This is a genomic window from Salmonella sp. HY31 (genome assembly GCF_042604575.1).
Lineage (GTDB): Bacteria > Pseudomonadota > Gammaproteobacteria > Enterobacterales > Enterobacteriaceae > Salmonella > Salmonella diarizonae.
This window is the reverse complement of the sequence record NZ_CP170479.1, coordinates 4,592,219-4,608,293: the sequence shown is the minus strand read 5'-3', so window position 1 is coordinate 4,608,293 and position 16,075 is coordinate 4,592,219. Positions and strand designations below refer to the sequence as shown.

Here is a 16,075-nt window from a genome sequence, read left to right as displayed (position 1 = left end):
AGATTTTGCCGGATGGCGACCTTACTTGTCGTGTTCTTCCCACGCCATCGCGCGTTGAACCGCTTTCTTCCAGCCGCTATAACGGTAGTTACGCTCGGTAGTTTCAATGCCGGGGCGGAATTCACGCTCAATAACCGTTTTTTCCTGCAGCTCATCCAGATTCTGCCAGTAGCCGACCGCCAGACCGGCCAGATAGGCCGCGCCCAGCGCCGTCACTTCACGCACTTCCGGGCGTTCCACGCGGGTGCCGAGAATATCTGACTGGAACTGCATCAGGAAGTTGTTGGCCACCGCTCCGCCGTCCACACGCAGAGCGTGCAGGCGAATGCCGGAATCCGCCTGCATCGCTTCCAGTACGTCGCGGGTCTGGTAAGCGATGGATTCGAGCGTCGCGCGGATAATGTGATTGGAGTTCACGCCGCGGGTCAGGCCAAAAATGGCACCGCGGGCATACGGGTCCCAGTACGGCGCGCCCAGACCGGTGAAGGCTGGAACCACGTAGACACCGTTGGTATCTTTCACTTTCGTGGCGAAATATTCGGAGTCGAACGCGTCGCTGATGAGCTTCATTTCATCACGCAGCCATTGAATGGACGCTCCCGCCATAAACACCGCGCCTTCCAGCGCATAGTTAACTTCGCCGCTTGGGCCGCAGGCGATGGTGGTCAGCAGGCCGTTTTCCGATTTTACCGCTTTCTCGCCGGTGTTCATCAGCATAAAGCAGCCGGTGCCGTAGGTATTCTTCGCCATCCCTTCCTTTACGCACAGTTGGCCGAATAGCGCCGCCTGCTGATCCCCGGCGATACCGGCGATAGGAATACGCGTACCGCCTTTACCGCCAATATTGGTTTGGCCGTAAACTTCGGAGGACTTACGTACCTGGGGCAGCATCGCGCGTGGGATATCCAGCACGTCCAGCATCTTATCGTCCCAGTCCAGATCATGAATGTTGAACAGCATGGTTCGTGAGGCGTTGGTGTAATCCGTAACGTGGACGCGGCCCTGCGTCATCTTCCAGATAAGCCAGGTATCCACCGTACCGAACAGCAGCTCGCCACGCTTCGCGCGTTCACGCGAACCTTCCACATGGTCAAGGATCCATTTCACTTTAGTGCCAGAGAAGTACGGGTCGACGACCAGACCGGTATTGTCGCGGATGTAATCTTCCAGGCCGTCTCGTTTAAGCTGTTCGCAAATGTCGGCGGTACGACGGCACTGCCAGACAATAGCGTTGTATATTGGTTTGCCGGTTTCACGTTCCCAGACGATCGCGGTTTCACGTTGGTTGGTGATACCGATAGCGGCAATCTGATCGGAACTGATATCGGCCTTGGCCAGCACTTCTACCAGCGTTGAGCTTTGGGACGCCCAAATTTCCATCGGGTCGTGTTCCACCCAGCCTGGCTTAGGATAAATTTGCTCAAATTCGCGCTGTGATACGCTGACGATATTCGCGTCATGATCCATAACGACCGCGCGGGAACTGGTGGTGCCCTGGTCGAGCGCAACGATATATTTTTTTTCAGTCATAATTTTGTCCCGTAATCAGATTACAGCGAAGCATTTTGTTGTGTGGTAGCGGTGGAGTCCTTCTCTTCCACGACGCAGGTATCGCACGGCAAATGACGGCCAATAAATTTGCGATAAGCAAATGCGCCCAGAATGGCGCCGACGATGGGGCCAAACAGCGGCACCAGGAAGTAAGGAATGTCTCTACCGCCGGTAAACGCAATTTCGCCCCAACCGGCAAGTCCGGCGAACATTTTGGGGCCAAAGTCACGCGCCGGATTCATCGCAAAGCCGGTCAACGGCCCCATAGAGGCACCGATAACGGCGATCAGTAAACCAATGAGCAGTGGTGCAAGCGGACCGCGAGGTACGCCGTTGCCGTCGTCGGTCAGCGCCAGAATCAGCCCCATCAGAATAGCGGTAATCACCATTTCAACCGCGAAGGCCTGCACAAAATTGATATGAGGATTCGGGTAAGTTGAGAAAATGCCTGCGAGATCAAGACTTTCAACGCTGCCACGGACGATATGGTGGGTTTGTTCGAAGTCCACAAAAAGATTGTAATAAAGCCCGTAAACTAACGCCGCTGCGCAAAAGGCGCCGGCAACTTGAGAAATAATAAAAGGAACAACTTTACGTTTGTCGAAACAGGCAAATAGCCAGAGTGCGATGGTCACTGCCGGGTTCAGGTGTGCGCCAGAAACACCTGCCGTCAGGTAGATAGCCATCGCTACTCCCAGACCCCAGATGACGCTGATTTCCCACTGCCCAAAAGTGGCTCCGGCAACTTTAAGCGCAGCGACACAACCCACACCGAAAAAAATCAACAACCCGGTACCGAGGAATTCAGCAATGCACTGGCCTTTTAAGGTTGATGTTTGACTCATAATCGGATCCTGAAGAGTATGTAATGTTTATTGGCGAGGAGGTCATGGATATCCACGATGCCCTGTAGGCACACTGTTAATTTATCGTTAACGAGCAAAAACGAGAAATATCGAAATCGAAATGTGTGTACTGCGTCAATAAAATGAGCGTTATCGCGCCATGAAGCGCGTTTTGAGACAGTAGAAGAGTGTGAATTGAATCATTTTATTAACCAACATGTTAACACTTTTGAGTTATTGGATGAATGTTACCAGGAGATGGATGAAAATTGTTGCAAACCGCAATCTACGCGGTATGTCGCTGGACAGCGAGAGCGGGGCTTCATACAATCGGCACTATATATTGTGCGCGTTTACGTGAAGCGTCGCCTTGCAATTCAGGAGAGGTAAGATCATGTCTTTAGAAGTGTTTGAGAAACTGGAAGCAAAAGTACAGCAGGCGATTGACACCATCACCCTGTTACAGATGGAAATTGAAGAGCTGAAAGAAAAGAACAACAGCCTGGCGCAGGAAGTACAGTCTGCACAGCATCAGCGTGAAGAGCTGGAGCGTGAGAACAACTCTCTGAAGGAACAGCAGAGCGGCTGGCAGGAGCGTCTGCAGGCCCTGCTTGGTCGTATGGAAGAAGTCTGATTACGCTTTATCTTTCGTGCCGTAGCTGCGTTGGCTGCGCTCAGTTACCCCAGTCACGTAGTTCACTACGCTCCTGGGGATATCTTCGCTTGCCGCCTTGCTACAACACGAAATCGTTCGCGTAATCGTCCCTGCGTGTAAGCTGCCATCCGGCAATCAGCGACAACGCATAAAAAAGGCGCCTTGCGGCGCCTTTTTTTGATCACTCGATATCAAGCGGGTCTTCGGAAAGGATAATACCGGTGTTGTCGGCATAGAGATGATCGCCGGAGAAGAACGTCACGCCGCCGAAATTGACGCGCACATCGCTTTCCCCAATGCCTTCACCTGCGGCGCCAACCGGGATTGCGGCGATCGCCTGAATGCCGATATCCAGCTCTTCCAGATCGTCCACCTGACGCACCGCGCCATAGATAACCAGCCCTTCCCATTCATTTTGCGTAGCCAGACGCGCCAGCTCCGCATCGACCAATGCACGACGGACAGAACCGCCGCCATCGACCAGCAGAACCCGACCACGGCCATTTTGTTCGAGCAGATCGTACAGCAACCCGTTGTCCTCGAAACATTTTACCGTGATGATTTGTCCGCCAAACGACGACCGCCCTCCAAAGTTAGAGAACAGCGGTTCCACGACGTTGACATCTTCCTGATAGATGTCACAAAGCTCGGAAGTATCGTATTTCATAGGCTTAACGTTTAGTTGCTGCGACAATTTTTAGTATATCGCGCTAAGTACACTGTTGGCAAAATCATCAATTGTTAATTGATATTTGTCAGTTAAACGGTCCACTGACTTAAGAGTATCCCAATCACAAATAACAGGTTGGTTAACAGCGCGCCTTTAACGGTACGTTCAAGCATCGGGCGCATTGCCGCAGGCTCCCTTTCGCGCATCACATAGCACGCCTGTTTGATGAGTAACGGCGCAGCCAGAATAAACAACCATCCCCACGGACTGTGTAACGAGAGCAGATTAAACAGCGCCAGACAGAGCAGCGCGCCCAGCAACAGGCAGGCGTGATAACGACGCGCGTTGACATCGCCCAGACGTACCACAAGGGTGTTTTTGCCATTCTTTCTGTCGCTATTAATATCGCGCAGGTTATTAATATTCAGTACCGCCGTCGCCAGTAAACCGCAGGCGGTGGCAGGGAGAATCAGCGCCGGAATCAGCGTATGCGCCTGGAGATACCAGCTCCCCATGACACTTAGCCAGCCAAAGAATACCAGGACAGAGATATCGCCCAGCCCGATATAACCGTAGGGCCGATTACCCACGGTGTAGGTGATGGCTGCGATAATCGACAGCCCGCCCAAAATCAGGAAGCCGACAAAATCGGTTAACGTATGGCACGCGACCGCCACCAGCGCCAGTCCGGAGATACAGATTAGCACGACGGTAATGATTAACGCCCGCTTCATCTCCTGCCGGGTGATGATGCCTTTTTGCATCCCCCGCAGCGGCCCGATGCGATCCGGTTTATCACTGCCTTTGACAGCGTCGCCGTAATCGTTGGCGAGGTTGGATAAAATTTGCAGCAGCCCGGCGGTGATAAGGGCCAGCAGTGCAACCAGAGGATCGAAATAGCCTTGCCACCATGCTAAGGCCGTACCGACGATAATCGCCGCGAAGGCGAGGGGTAAGGTTTTGGGTCGTAAGCTTTCCAGCCAGGCCTGGGTGCGGCTAATTTGTTGTTGTTCAGTCATATTTAGCGCCAATAAAAATGGGGCTTTTCAGCCCCATCAACAGTGATGAAAATGCATTGGACGCGATTATAAGATAAAACGGCTTAGATCTTCATCTGCGACCAGCGCATCCAGATGTTTGCTCACATATTCCGCATCAATTGTGATGTCCTGGCCGTGTAGATCGCTGGCGTTATAGGAAATTTCTTCCATCAGACGTTCCAGTACGGTGTGTAGACGACGCGCACCGATGTTTTCGGTGGTTTCGTTAACCTGCCAGGCCGCTTCGGCAATACGTTTAATACCGGAATCGGTGAACTCAATATTGACGCCTTCAGTTGCCATCAGCGCTTTGTACTGCACGGTGACGGACGCGTTTGGCTCGGTCAAAATGCGTTCGAAATCGCTGGTGGTCAGCGCCTGAAGTTCAACGCGAATAGGCAGACGGCCCTGCAGCTCCGGGATCAGATCAGACGGCTTCGCCACCTGGAACGCGCCAGAGGCGATAAACAGAATATGATCCGTTTTGACCATCCCATGTTTGGTCGAAACCGTGCAGCCTTCTACCAGCGGCAGTAAATCGCGCTGTACGCCTTCACGTGAAACATCCGGGCCGGAGGTTTCGCCACGCTTACAAATTTTGTCAATTTCATCGATAAACACGATGCCGTGCTGTTCAACCGCGTCGATAGCGTCCTGTTTCAGCTCTTCCGGGTTGACCAGCTTAGCAGCCTCTTCTTCAACCAACAGTTTCATCGCGTCTTTAATTTTCAGCTTACGCGGTTTCTGTTTCTGACCGCCCAGGTTCTGGAACATAGACTGCAACTGGCTGGTCATCTCTTCCATGCCCGGAGGCGCCATAATCTCTACGCCCATTGGCGCGGCGGCGAGATTAATCTCGATCTCTTTATCGTCGAGCTGGCCTTCACGCAGTTTTTTGCGGAACGTTTGACGGGCGGCAGAAGGCTCCTGCTGCTGTTCGGCCTGGCCCCAGTTATTTTTTGCCGGCGGGATCAGCACGTCGAGAATACGTTCTTCCGCCAACTCTTCCGCACGATAGCGGTTTTTTTCGATAGCCTGTACGCGAACCATTTTCACAGCGGCATCGGTCAGATCGCGGATGATAGAGTCCACTTCTTTACCAACATAGCCCACTTCGGTGAATTTGGTGGCTTCGACTTTAATGAACGGCGCGTTGGCGAGTTTTGCCAGACGACGGGCGATTTCGGTTTTACCGACGCCGGTCGGGCCAATCATCAGAATATTTTTCGGAGTCACTTCGTGGCGCAGCTCTTCATCAAGCTGCATACGACGCCAGCGGTTACGCAATGCAATCGCCACGGAACGCTTAGCGTTATCCTGGCCGATAATGTGTTTGTTCAGTTCGCTGACAATTTCGCGTGGGGTCATTTCAGACATGAGAGGTCCTTACGCTTTGGAGGTCAATTCTTCAATGGTGTGGAAATGGTTGGTGTAAATGCAGATATCGCCTGCAATATCCAACGCCTTTTCAGCAATTTCGCGCGCGCCGAGCTCGGTGTTTTCCAACAGAGCGCGAGCGGCAGCCTGGGCATAAGGACCGCCGGAGCCGATAGCAATTAAATCGTTTTCAGGTTGCACGACATCGCCGTTACCCGTGATGATGAGCGAGGCGGTTTCATCCGCGACGGCCAGCAACGCTTCAAGCTTGCGTAGCATACGGTCGGTACGCCAGTCTTTCGCCAGTTCAACGGCGGCTTTGACCAGATGCCCCTGATGCATTTCCAGTTTACGTTCAAACAGCTCGAACAGCGTGAATGCATCCGCAGTACCGCCCGCAAAGCCCGCAATGACCTTGTCGTTGTAAAGACGGCGGACTTTCTTCACGTTGCCTTTCATTACGGTGTTACCCAGTGTGGCCTGACCATCACCGGCGATTACCACGTGGCCGTTACGGCGTACGCTTACTATTGTTGTCACGAGCAGACCCCTTGGTTACTAATGCAGAATTCTAGCCCCGTACGGCGTACGGGGCGTAATGCAAGTATAGATGGGGGAGATTTTGAGGGTTTCAACCCCCGGTGGCGAGTCGAATGCAGTTTGTATGACCCGCCATCTTCAGACGGTTAATGGTGCTGTCGGCATTTTCTTTACCTTTAACCGGCCCGATAACGACGCGATTCCAGCCGTTATTGGTGGTTATTTTGGAGTCAAAGCCTTCAAACGCTAGCTGAGCGCGTACGCTTTCTGCCTGCTCAGCGCCTTTGAATGATCCACATTGCACCATCCAGCGACGTTCATCTTTTTTCTCTGCTGTCGCTTTCGGCGCTTCAGGCGCACGCGTAATTGGCGCGGCTTTCGGCGCTGCCGCACTGGTATGCGCCGGCGTTTGCAGCAAATCCTGATAAGGTTGCTGCGAGGCCGTCTGCTTCGGCGGCTGGCTCTGGCGCGCGGGTTGCGCCGGGGCGGACTGTACCGTGCGCGTTTGCGGCTGCTCGTTTATCCGCGGCTGCGTTCGTGGTTGCTGAACCGGCTGCGTTTGAGTCCACTGCTGCTGCTGCTGCTGCTGCTGCTGCTGCTGCTGCTGCTGCGCCTGACGCTGTAGCGTTTGCTGACGCTGTTCTGGCGTCTGCTCGTTCCACGGCACTTCATTAAGTTGCGTCGGCTGTTGACGCATATCCGCCTGCATTTGCGCCAGGAGTTGACGCTGCTCGCTGGTGAGCTGATTCGGATTCATGACTTCGCCGCCGGCGGACGGTTCCGTTGGCGTACGCACGCCCGGTTGGCGACTTTCCAGCTCTTTGATGTAACGCCAGCGTTCCTCCGGTTTTGGTGGAAGCCCATTGCCGGTGACTTTCTGGTTTTGTAGCGTTTCGGACTCTTCTTTCTTATGGTGCGTAATGAAGTACAAGCCGCCGATAAAGGTCACAAGGACGGCTGCCGCAATCGCGACCATTGCCGGCGAGACCGCAGGCATGTTGCTTTGCTTTTTCCGTGAGTTCCGTGAGGTGCTCTTTTTGCGCCGCGAAGGAGCCGGTTGGCCGCGACGTACATAATCTCGTTGTGCCACTATCGTTTCGCTGTATTTATTCGTTCGTCAGCCCGTCATGTTACTGAAGCGGCGGGCCTTTGACCAGACAGGTGAGTCTTAAAGCTATTTACTTTAGGGTAAAGCGCGCGTAGAACCGCGAATAATCAGCTCGCAATCCATTAAACGCGAGCCGCTGCTCACATTTTGCCCCTGCATCTGATCGAGCAACAACAGCATCGCCTCGCGACCAATGTCAAAACGCGGCTGTGCCACGGTTGTTAACGGAGGGTCGCAAAACTCGGCCAGTGCGATATTGTCAAAGCCGATAATCGACAGATCGTCAGGCACTTTCAGACCCTGGCGCTTGGCCCAGGAGAGCGCGCCCAGCGCCATTACGTCGCTATGACAAAAGACGGCGGTAGGCGGTAACGGTTGCTCAAGCAACTGCTTTAATGCGTTTGCCCCGGCTTCGTAGGTAAAGTCGCCACGGGCGATGTAATGCGGATCGACCACAATGCCACTGCGTCTTAATGCCTGTACGTAACCTTGTAAACGATAGTGACAGAGCGGCATATCTTCCGGCCCCGCAATACAACCAATACGCTTGTGGCCCAAATCCAGCAGGTAGTTCATGGCATTAAACGCGGCGGTCAGGTTATCGATATGTACCGTCGGCAGTTCAAGCTCCGGCGCAAACTCATTCGACATCACCATCGGAGGCAAATTGCGCTGTTCCTCAACGCTGGCGTCAAAGGGCAGTCGGGAGCTGAGAAGTACCATGCCGTCGATCTGTTTGGTGATGATGAGATTAAGAAAGGTTTTTTCTTTCTGGTTTTGATGCGCGCAATCGCCAATCAGCACCAGATATCCCTGTTCTGCCGCGGTAACTTCGATACCGCGGATAATTTCACTGAAGAAGGGATCGCAAATATCCGGGACAATTACCAAAACCGTACGAGATTCATTGCGTTTTACATTTCGCCCCATCGACTGCGGGAAATAACCCACTTCAAGCGCGGCCTGTTCAACCCGGCTACGGGTCGACTGGGAGACTTTATCGGGGTTCATTAACGCGCGGGATACGGTTGCCGTAGAGACTTTCGCCTTCAACGCAACATCCTTCATCGTAGCGGCAGTAACCTGCTTGTTCGATTTCACTCTTTCTCCTCGCCTGGGAACTGCTGGCGCAGATCTATCCCTGCTAACACTCATCGAAAACATTTTTATCAGATAGTGCGTGGAAGCGGTTACAGAATTTTCATAAAAAGTGTGATGGATGTTTAATTTTACGATCCGCCTCGCATCGTGAGGACTATCCTTCAATCGGATCGACGTCAAGAACCCATTTAACTTTTCGCGCTTCAGGGAGCGTATTGATCAACGCCAGCGTGCCGCTGATGATGTGTTGCAGGCGAATCCGTGAAGGATGCTGAAGCAAAATTTGCCAGCGATAGCGGCCGCCGCGTTTTGGCGCGAGGGCCGGCACCGGACCTAAGATCCACAGCTTATCGTCTAATAGCGGGCTGGCCTGAATCAAATTACGCAACTGCTGGAGAAAGACTGGCGCCTGCTGATTGTTGTGATCCTCTGCGCGAATAATGACGTGGCTGGTCCACGGCGGAAGCTGGAGCGTTTGCCGTTCCGCCAGCGCCTGTTCCGCAAACGCATCATAGCCTTTATGCAGTAACGTTTGCAGCAGGGGATGCTCAGGATGGTGCGTTTGTAGCACCACTTCGCCCTGTTTACCCGCGCGTCCGGCGCGGCCGGAAACCTGAGTGTAGAGTTGAGCGAAGCGTTCCGCTGAACGAAAATCGGCGGAGAAGAGCGCGCCATCGACATCCAGCAGGGCTACCAGCGTGACGTCGGGGAAGTGATGGCCTTTCGCCAGCATTTGCGTGCCTATCAGAATGCGCGCTCCGCCGCGGTGAACTTCCGCCAGATGTTGCTCCAGCGCGCCTTTACGACTGGTGGTATCACGGTCGATTCGTGAAATCGGCACGCCGGGGAAGAAGGGGGCCAACACTTGCTCAAGCTGTTCCGTCCCTAACCCAACCGGTAGCATATGTGTGGAGCCGCAGGAGGGGCACTGGCGCGGTACCGGACGCTGGCTGTCGCAGTGATGACAGCGTAAATGATGCTGCGCCTGGTGCAGCGTGTAGTAGTGATCGCAACGCGGGCACTCCGCAATCCAGCCGCAGTCGTGGCAAAGCAGCGCGGGCGCGAATCCCCGGCGGTTAAGAAATAAAATCACCTGATTGTCGGCCTGGAGATGTTGGCGCATACGGGCGATAAGGGCGGGCGCCAGTCCCGCCTGGAGACGCTGGCCTTTTAAATCCAGCACATGCTGCAGGGCTGGGCGGGCGTTGCCTGCGCGCCGCGTCAGACGCAGCATCCGGTATTTTTTCTGCCGTACATTGCATAGCGTTTCCAGTGCTGGCGTGGCGGAGCCGAGAATAATCGGGATCTGCTCGCTATGGGCGCGATACACCGCCAAATCGCGGGCATGGTAGCGCCACCCTTCCTGCTGTTTATAAGAACTGTCGTGCTCTTCATCAATAATAATCACGCCAAGATGCTTAAACGGCGTAAAGAGGGAGGAACGCGTGCCGATGACAATCGCCGCTTCGCCGTTTTTCGCTTTCAGCCATGCCGAAAGACGCTCGCTGTCGTTTAGCCCGGAATGCAGCACTTCCACCGGCGCGTTGAAACGTTCGCGAAAACGGGCGATCGTTTGCGGCGTCAGGCCGATTTCCGGCACCATCACCAGCGCCTGTTTGCCCTGGGCGAGGACGTTTTCCAGCACGCTCAGATACACTTCGGTCTTGCCGGAACCGGTCACGCCTGCCAGTAACCAGGCGGAGAAACCGTCCGACGCGCTGTGAATCGCGCCGACTGCCGTCGCCTGTTCGGTATTCAGCCGCAGCCGCTCCCCTGCGACGGCATAACATTCTCGCCAGTCGGTAAACGCGGGCGTTTCACTGGCAAGCTCACAAAGCCCCTTACGTCGCAGCGTTTGCAGCGTGGCGTCGGTAAAATCGAGCTCAGCGACCTGATAGCGCCAGATCTTTCCTTGCCGCAGCGCCGCCATCGCCTGTTGTTGTTTGGCGGAGCGTTTCAGGTTGTTGATGTCGACGGCTTGCCCCTCTTCGGTGGCGAACCAATACCATAGGGGCGCGTTGCTGGCTGGTTTTCCCTGACGCAGTAAAACCGGCAGAGCGTGAAACAGAACATCGCCGAGGGGATGGTGGTAGTAATCCGCCGCCCAGAGGAGTAAGCGCCAGACGGAGGTAGAAAAGACCGGCTCGTTATCCAGGATTTCAATGACCGATTTTAATTCATCGAGCGGCAATTCGCTGTGGTCGCTAACCGAGACGACAATGCCCACACGCTCTTGCTGCTTACCGAATGGCACGCGCACGCGGCACCCGGCTTTGGCGACCCCGCCTTCCGGCAGCAGGTAATCAAAGGTTCGGGGAAGCGGAACGGGCAAGGCAACGCGCGCGACGGACATAGCATCTTCCTGACTTGAAATTTCGTCGGGTAGTATACACATTACGATAAGGGAGCGCGGATCAGTTTGCATACGGTGGTCAAATTCTGTATGATTCGCCGCCTTTGGTGCGTGTTATGAGCATCAAACCCTTTACTATTAACTTCGCGTGGTGTCTGGCGTTAGGGCTGGAAGAGCGACGCGGCCTTACACTGAGGTTCCCCATGAAAAAAGGTATTCACCCGAATTACGTAGAAATTACTGCAACCTGTTCTTGCGGTAATGTTATCAAAACCCACTCTACCGTGGGTCACGACCTGAACCTGGACGTGTGCGGCAAATGCCACCCGTTCTTCACTGGTAAGCAGCGTGTTGTTGATACCGGTGGTCGTGTTGAGCGTTTCAACAAACGCTTCAGCATCCCTGGCAGCAAATAAGTTATCGCCAGAAAAAAAGCGCCGCAAGGCGCTTTTTTTGTATGAGTGAACCAGAATTGGAATATACATTTAGTCATTGAATGAATTTCCTTTATTAATAAATAAAACGATGTTTTTATTTTTTCGATAAATTGTTTCTATTAGTGATCTCCATCCTTTTTATCTTCATTTTTTTGCCATTTGTTTCTTTTGTTGGCAAAATCAAAAAGGTTTTGTTTCCCTTGTTTCAATACACTTTTTAGGAAATTTAAAATTATTCATAGGCCCGATTTTCTTTTTCCATAACGGAGTAAAGATCGGGTTAATTACTTAATTGTGTATGAAGAGGGACGATCATGAAATTAAAATTCGTATTATTAATTATTCCATTACTCTCTGCGGCCACGCACGCGGGTTATGTTGATTACCGTCATGAATATTATGATGATGGACGTAACTATGATCGTGTTTATATGTCTCACCGTTTTGCTACAGGTTTTGGGGTAGCAGTCGAAGCCATTTCTCGCTCCGATGACGCGCAATCTAACGATGCGTGGAACAATATGGAAAGCAACGGCAACGAGTATACCGCAAGCTATCAGTTTACCTGGCAGGATCTTATCTGGCAACCTGGTATTGCTATTGAAACGGGCGATAACATCGCGATTTATAAGCCTTATATCCGCGTACAGTATAACATCAATGACAGTTGGTGGACCGCGTTCCGCTATCGCCTGGAGTACATGCGCAGAAACAGCGATGGTAAAGATGACCGCATGGTCTACCGTCCTGAAACATGGCTTGGTTATAACATCAATAACTGGATGTTTGAACTCAACGGGATTTATAAGATTGCCGATAGCGAAGATTTGTATAACAACAAAAAAGAAGATTACGAATATAACTTTCGCGTTGCTTATAACATAGGTTCCTGGCTCCCATTTATTGAGTTGGGTAACGTTTCCTCGGGTTATAACACCACAACGACAGACGATCGTCAGACCCGTTACCGTGTTGGTCTTGGATATAACTTCTGATTAATACCCTTCGTATCGGCTTATTACGTTGAGCGTCAGGATATATACATAATTTGCGTGAGTAACGTATCTAAGGAGTTGACATCATGTCTAGTGATGGTGCTATCACCGGAAACAATAAGAGTATTACCATCAGGCCTTTTGGGCTCAGAGATAAATTTGGTTATTTGTGTGGTGACCTGGGAACCTGTTTTATTCTTGGGTTAGTAAATAGTTTTTTAATGATTTATTACACTAACGTACTTGGCATTTCCGGCGCTATTGTCGGCTCGCTCTATTTTGTGACTAAATTCTTTGATGCGTTTGTCGATGTTGGGGTCGGGCGTTTATGTGATACCTCCAGGCTGACGGCCCATGGGCGTTTTAACCCCTGGGTGCGCCGCATGAAGTATCCGTTCTGCATCATCGCGGTCGTCCTGTTCCTGCCGTTTGTGCAGGATTTTTCGTATACGGCGAAAATTATCTACATCTGCTGCTCCTATTTTATTTATGGTTCACTGTTATCGACCATAAGTATTCCTTATGGCGCGATGTCTGCAGCGATAAGCTCGAACCCCGAAGATCGTGTGTCACTCTCAACTTACCGCAGCGTTGGGTCAGCAATCGGCGGCGGGGCAACTGGCTTTTTTATTCCGATCCTGATGTATACCACTCTGGTGGACGGAAGCCAGGTGATTTCCGGGCAGCATTTCTTCTGGATCGCCATTGGTTGCGCTGTACTGGGTTTCATCTTCTTATCGTTGACCTGCCAACTCACGACGGAACGCGTGCGTGTGGAGAGAAAAGAGAGCATGCCCGTGTCGGTGCTGCTGAAGGGATTGGCGCGTAATAAGGCGCTGATTGTTTTAGTGGTTGTGGATCTGCTGATCGTGATTAATCAGGGATTGTCCGGTACCAACATGACTTACCTGTTTAATGACTATTTCCACAATAAAGGGGCCATGTCTGTCGCGCTGTTGTTTACTTTTGGCTCCCTGGTTTTGCTGGCGCCATCGGCATCCTGGCTCACGAAGCGCTTTGGCAAAAAGGAGGCCAGCGTCGGCGCGCTGCTCTTTGCGGTAGCGATGTATCTGATAATGTTTTTCATCCACATTACCGACGCGAAAGTCTATTTAGTTTTCCTGTTCCTGGCGACGCTGGGGGCGGGGTTATTTAACCTGATGATTTGGGCGTTTATGACTGATGTGTGTGATTATCACCAGTATGTTACTGGCGATCGAGAGGATGGCACTGTTTATGGTGTGAACTTCTTCGCTCGCAAGGTTGGTCAAGCGTGCGCAGGAGCTATTGGCGGTTTTATGCTGGCTATTATTGGTTATCAATCCTCGTCAGCGGGTGGCGCTGTTCAAACCAGCGCCGTGCAGGAAAATATTTATACGATGGCGAATCTCTTACCGGCTTCATGCCTGTTTTTGGCGGCGGTTATTCTGATTTTTTTCTATCCACTGAACCGTAAAGAAACGCTCAAAATGGAAAAAACACTAAATAAATTCAATGGCATTAGTCAGTAACGCCATGAGTTCATGAACGGATCGAGAAGAGGCGGAAGCAATCTCGCCTCTTCTTATCTGTGGGGGTAAGGTAGAGCAACTGTAGAGTAGAGGGTTTTCGTTACCATGAAAACAGCGGCCAGGAATTCTGCGCCGCTCTTTTCGGGATCAATACTCCCACGTTTCCGGGTCAATCCCCATCTCACGCATGATTTCCTTTGCCGCTTCCGGGATTTCATCGCTGCGCTCTTTTCGCAGATCGGCATCATCCGGTAAGGGTTGCCCGGTAAAGGCGTGCAGAAATGCTTCACACAACAGCTCGCTGTTGGTGGCGTGGCGCAGGTTGTTCACCTGACGACGCGTACGTTCATCGGTGAGGATTTTTAACACCTTCAGAGGAATGGAAACCGTAATTTTCTTGACTTGCTCACTCTTCTTGCCGTGCTCAGCGTATGGGCTGATATATTCGCCGCTCCATTCAGCCATGAGATACTTAATCCTCTTCGTCATTAATATTGAGGTCTGAACCTGAGCCCGGACCATAATCGCGCGTAGTTTACCGTAGTGGCGCGGCCCTGACACGAAGTTAGCGGTCGCAGATGTGCGCTAATGCATATAATTTTAACGGCTATTTGCAGTTTGCTCAATCTATACGCAAAGAAGTTTAGATGTCCAGATGTATTGACGTCTATTGTGGCAGTGGTTAATCTGTGGCCTGACTTTCACCGACTCAGCCAGGAATATCTTCATATGACGCGTAAACAGGCTACTATCGCAGTGCGTAGCGGATTAAACGACGACGAACAATACGGCTGCGTTGTGCCGCCAATCCATCTCTCCAGTACCTATAACTTTACCGGTTTCAATGAGCCGCGCGCGCATGATTATTCCCGCCGCGGTAATCCTACGCGTGATGTTGTTCAGCGCGCGCTGGCGGAACTGGAAGGCGGCGCGGGCGCGGTATTGACCAATACCGGCATGTCGGCAATTCATCTGGTCACGACCGTTTTCCTCAAGCCGGGCGATCTGCTGGTCGCGCCGCATGATTGCTACGGCGGCAGTTATCGTCTGTTTGACAGTCTGGCGACGCGCGGTTGCTATCGTGTGCGGTTTGTCGATCAGAGCGATGAGCACGCCTTACAGACCGCGCTGGAAGAAAAACCGAAGCTGGTACTGGTAGAAAGTCCAAGTAATCCATTGTTACGCGTGGTAGATATTGCGAAAATCTGTCGGCTGGCGCGCGAGGCGGGCGCAGTGAGCGTCGTTGATAACACGTTTTTAAGCCCGGCGCTGCAAAATCCGCTGGCGTTGGGCGCCGATCTGGTGTTGCATTCATGCACGAAATATCTCAACGGACATTCGGATGTCGTGGCCGGCGTGGTGATCGCTAAAGATCCGGAAATGGTCACTGAACTGGCGTGGTGGGCGAATAATATTGGCGTCACTGGCGGGGCGTTTGATAGCTATCTGCTGCTGCGCGGCCTGCGTACGCTGTCGCCGCGTATGGAGGTGGCGCAGCGTAATGCGCAAGCGATTGTGGATTACCTGCAAACCCAGCCGCTGGTGAAGAAGCTGTATCATCCGTCGCTGCCGGATAATCAGGGACATGAGATTGCCGCGCGTCAGCAAAAAGGCTTTGGCGCAATGTTGAGTTTTGAACTGGATGGAGATGAGGAGACGCTACGTCGTTTTCTGGGCGGGCTGTCGCTGTTTACGCTGGCGGAATCTTTAGGGGGAGTGGAAAGTTTGATCTCTCACGCCGCCACCATGACGCACGCCGGTATGTCGCCACAGGCGCGTGCCGCCGCCGGGATCTCCGAAACGCTACTGCGTATCTCCACCGGTATTGAAGATGGCGAAGATTTAATTGCCGACCTGGAAAATGGCTTCCGGGCTGCAAACAAGGGGTAAAC

General features: G+C 52.5%; 15 protein-coding genes. 5 read left to right on the top strand and 10 right to left on the bottom strand.

The window, feature by feature from the left end:
• Positions 1-21 precede the first annotated feature (21 nt).
• Complete coding sequence (glpK, locus tag ACE15A_RS22035; protein ID WP_053509997.1) at positions 22-1,530, bottom strand: glycerol kinase GlpK; 1,509 nt, start codon at positions 1,528-1,530, stop codon at positions 22-24.
• A 20-nt stretch (positions 1,531-1,550) separates the two neighbouring features.
• Positions 1,551-2,396, bottom strand: coding sequence for an MIP/aquaporin family protein (locus ACE15A_RS22030; RefSeq protein WP_000084285.1), 846 nt, complete (start codon positions 2,394-2,396; stop codon positions 1,551-1,553).
• A 394-nt stretch (positions 2,397-2,790) separates the two neighbouring features.
• On the opposite strand from ACE15A_RS22030, the gene zapB reads away from it, so the two are divergent.
• Entirely contained in the window at positions 2,791-3,030 is a 240-nt protein-coding gene (zapB, locus tag ACE15A_RS22025) for a septal ring assembly protein ZapB (protein WP_000051365.1), read from the top strand.
• A gap of 202 nt (positions 3,031-3,232) precedes the next feature.
• On the opposite strand, the gene rraA is transcribed toward zapB, so the two are convergent.
• The 7 genes from rraA to priA all read right to left on the bottom strand — a co-directional run bounded on the left by rraA (position 3,233) and on the right by priA (position 11,240).
• The gene (rraA, locus tag ACE15A_RS22020) at positions 3,233-3,718 is read right to left on the bottom strand and encodes a ribonuclease E activity regulator RraA (protein WP_000872918.1); all 486 of its coding nucleotides are present in this window, start codon (positions 3,716-3,718) and stop codon (positions 3,233-3,235) included.
• Positions 3,719-3,810: 92 nt separating this feature from the next.
• Positions 3,811-4,740, bottom strand: a complete 930-nt coding sequence (gene menA, locus ACE15A_RS22015) for a 1,4-dihydroxy-2-naphthoate polyprenyltransferase (protein ID WP_053509999.1) — start codon at positions 4,738-4,740, stop codon at positions 3,811-3,813.
• A gap of 66 nt (positions 4,741-4,806) precedes the next feature.
• Positions 4,807-6,138, bottom strand: a complete 1,332-nt coding sequence (gene hslU, locus ACE15A_RS22010) for an HslU--HslV peptidase ATPase subunit (RefSeq protein ID WP_023249150.1) — start codon at positions 6,136-6,138, stop codon at positions 4,807-4,809.
• 9 nt (positions 6,139-6,147) lie between these two features.
• A complete protein-coding gene (hslV, locus tag ACE15A_RS22005) occupies positions 6,148-6,678 on the bottom strand; it encodes an ATP-dependent protease subunit HslV (protein WP_000208241.1) in 531 nt (176 codons plus the stop codon).
• 91 nt (positions 6,679-6,769) lie between these two features.
• A complete protein-coding gene (gene ftsN, locus ACE15A_RS22000) occupies positions 6,770-7,768 on the bottom strand; it encodes a cell division protein FtsN (protein ID WP_053510000.1) in 999 nt (332 codons plus the stop codon).
• 93 nt (positions 7,769-7,861) lie between these two features.
• On the bottom strand, positions 7,862-8,887 hold the full coding sequence (gene cytR / locus ACE15A_RS21995) for a DNA-binding transcriptional regulator CytR (protein ID WP_023249152.1): 1,026 nt from the start codon (positions 8,885-8,887) through the stop codon (positions 7,862-7,864).
• Between the two features lie 154 nt (positions 8,888-9,041).
• Positions 9,042-11,240, bottom strand: coding sequence for a primosomal protein N' (gene priA, locus ACE15A_RS21990; RefSeq protein WP_053510002.1), 2,199 nt, complete (start codon positions 11,238-11,240; stop codon positions 9,042-9,044).
• A gap of 203 nt (positions 11,241-11,443) precedes the next feature.
• Here priA and rpmE point away from each other — a divergent pair, with 203 nt between their 5' ends.
• The 3 genes from rpmE (at position 11,444) to ACE15A_RS21975 (ending at position 14,183) form a co-directional block, all read left to right on the top strand.
• A complete protein-coding gene (gene rpmE / locus ACE15A_RS21985) occupies positions 11,444-11,656 on the top strand; it encodes a 50S ribosomal protein L31 (RefSeq protein WP_000715284.1) in 213 nt (70 codons plus the stop codon).
• Positions 11,657-11,991: 335 nt separating this feature from the next.
• The gene (locus ACE15A_RS21980) at positions 11,992-12,672 is read left to right on the top strand and encodes an oligogalacturonate-specific porin KdgM family protein (protein ID WP_023249154.1); all 681 of its coding nucleotides are present in this window, start codon (positions 11,992-11,994) and stop codon (positions 12,670-12,672) included.
• A gap of 86 nt (positions 12,673-12,758) precedes the next feature.
• Positions 12,759-14,183: an MFS transporter gene (locus ACE15A_RS21975; protein ID WP_023249155.1), complete on the top strand. Its 1,425-nt coding sequence runs from the start codon at positions 12,759-12,761 to the stop codon at positions 14,181-14,183.
• A gap of 147 nt (positions 14,184-14,330) precedes the next feature.
• Here ACE15A_RS21975 and metJ read toward each other — a convergent pair whose 3' ends face one another.
• Positions 14,331-14,648, bottom strand: coding sequence for a met regulon transcriptional regulator MetJ (gene metJ, locus ACE15A_RS21970; protein ID WP_000852811.1), 318 nt, complete (start codon positions 14,646-14,648; stop codon positions 14,331-14,333).
• Between the two features lie 264 nt (positions 14,649-14,912).
• On the opposite strand from metJ, the gene metB reads away from it, so the two are divergent.
• Positions 14,913-16,073: a cystathionine gamma-synthase gene (gene metB, locus ACE15A_RS21965; RefSeq protein ID WP_023249156.1), complete on the top strand. Its 1,161-nt coding sequence runs from the start codon at positions 14,913-14,915 to the stop codon at positions 16,071-16,073.
• The last annotated feature ends 2 nt before the right edge of the window (positions 16,074-16,075 follow it).

Excerpts from the sequence above, each read along its gene's own strand:
- metJ (WP_000852811.1), bottom strand. The coding sequence starts at position 14,648 with ATGGCTGAATGGAGCGGCGAATATATCAGCCCATACGCTGAGCACGGC.
- zapB (WP_000051365.1), top strand. The coding sequence starts at position 2,791 with ATGTCTTTAGAAGTGTTTGAGAAACTGGAAGCAAAAGTACAGCAGGCG.
- menA (WP_053509999.1), bottom strand. The coding sequence starts at position 4,740 with ATGACTGAACAACAACAAATTAGCCGCACCCAGGCCTGGCTGGAAAGC.
- metB (WP_023249156.1), top strand. The coding sequence starts at position 14,913 with ATGACGCGTAAACAGGCTACTATCGCAGTGCGTAGCGGATTAAACGAC.
- rraA (WP_000872918.1), bottom strand. The coding sequence starts at position 3,718 with ATGAAATACGATACTTCCGAGCTTTGTGACATCTATCAGGAAGATGTC.
- priA (WP_053510002.1), bottom strand. The coding sequence starts at position 11,240 with ATGTCCGTCGCGCGCGTTGCCTTGCCCGTTCCGCTTCCCCGAACCTTT.
- ACE15A_RS22030 (WP_000084285.1), bottom strand. The coding sequence starts at position 2,396 with ATGAGTCAAACATCAACCTTAAAAGGCCAGTGCATTGCTGAATTCCTC.
- rpmE (WP_000715284.1), top strand. The coding sequence starts at position 11,444 with ATGAAAAAAGGTATTCACCCGAATTACGTAGAAATTACTGCAACCTGT.
- ACE15A_RS21980 (WP_023249154.1), top strand. The coding sequence starts at position 11,992 with ATGAAATTAAAATTCGTATTATTAATTATTCCATTACTCTCTGCGGCC.
- ACE15A_RS21975 (WP_023249155.1), top strand. The coding sequence starts at position 12,759 with ATGTCTAGTGATGGTGCTATCACCGGAAACAATAAGAGTATTACCATC.
- glpK (WP_053509997.1), bottom strand. The coding sequence starts at position 1,530 with ATGACTGAAAAAAAATATATCGTTGCGCTCGACCAGGGCACCACCAGT.
- hslU (WP_023249150.1), bottom strand. The coding sequence starts at position 6,138 with ATGTCTGAAATGACCCCACGCGAAATTGTCAGCGAACTGAACAAACAC.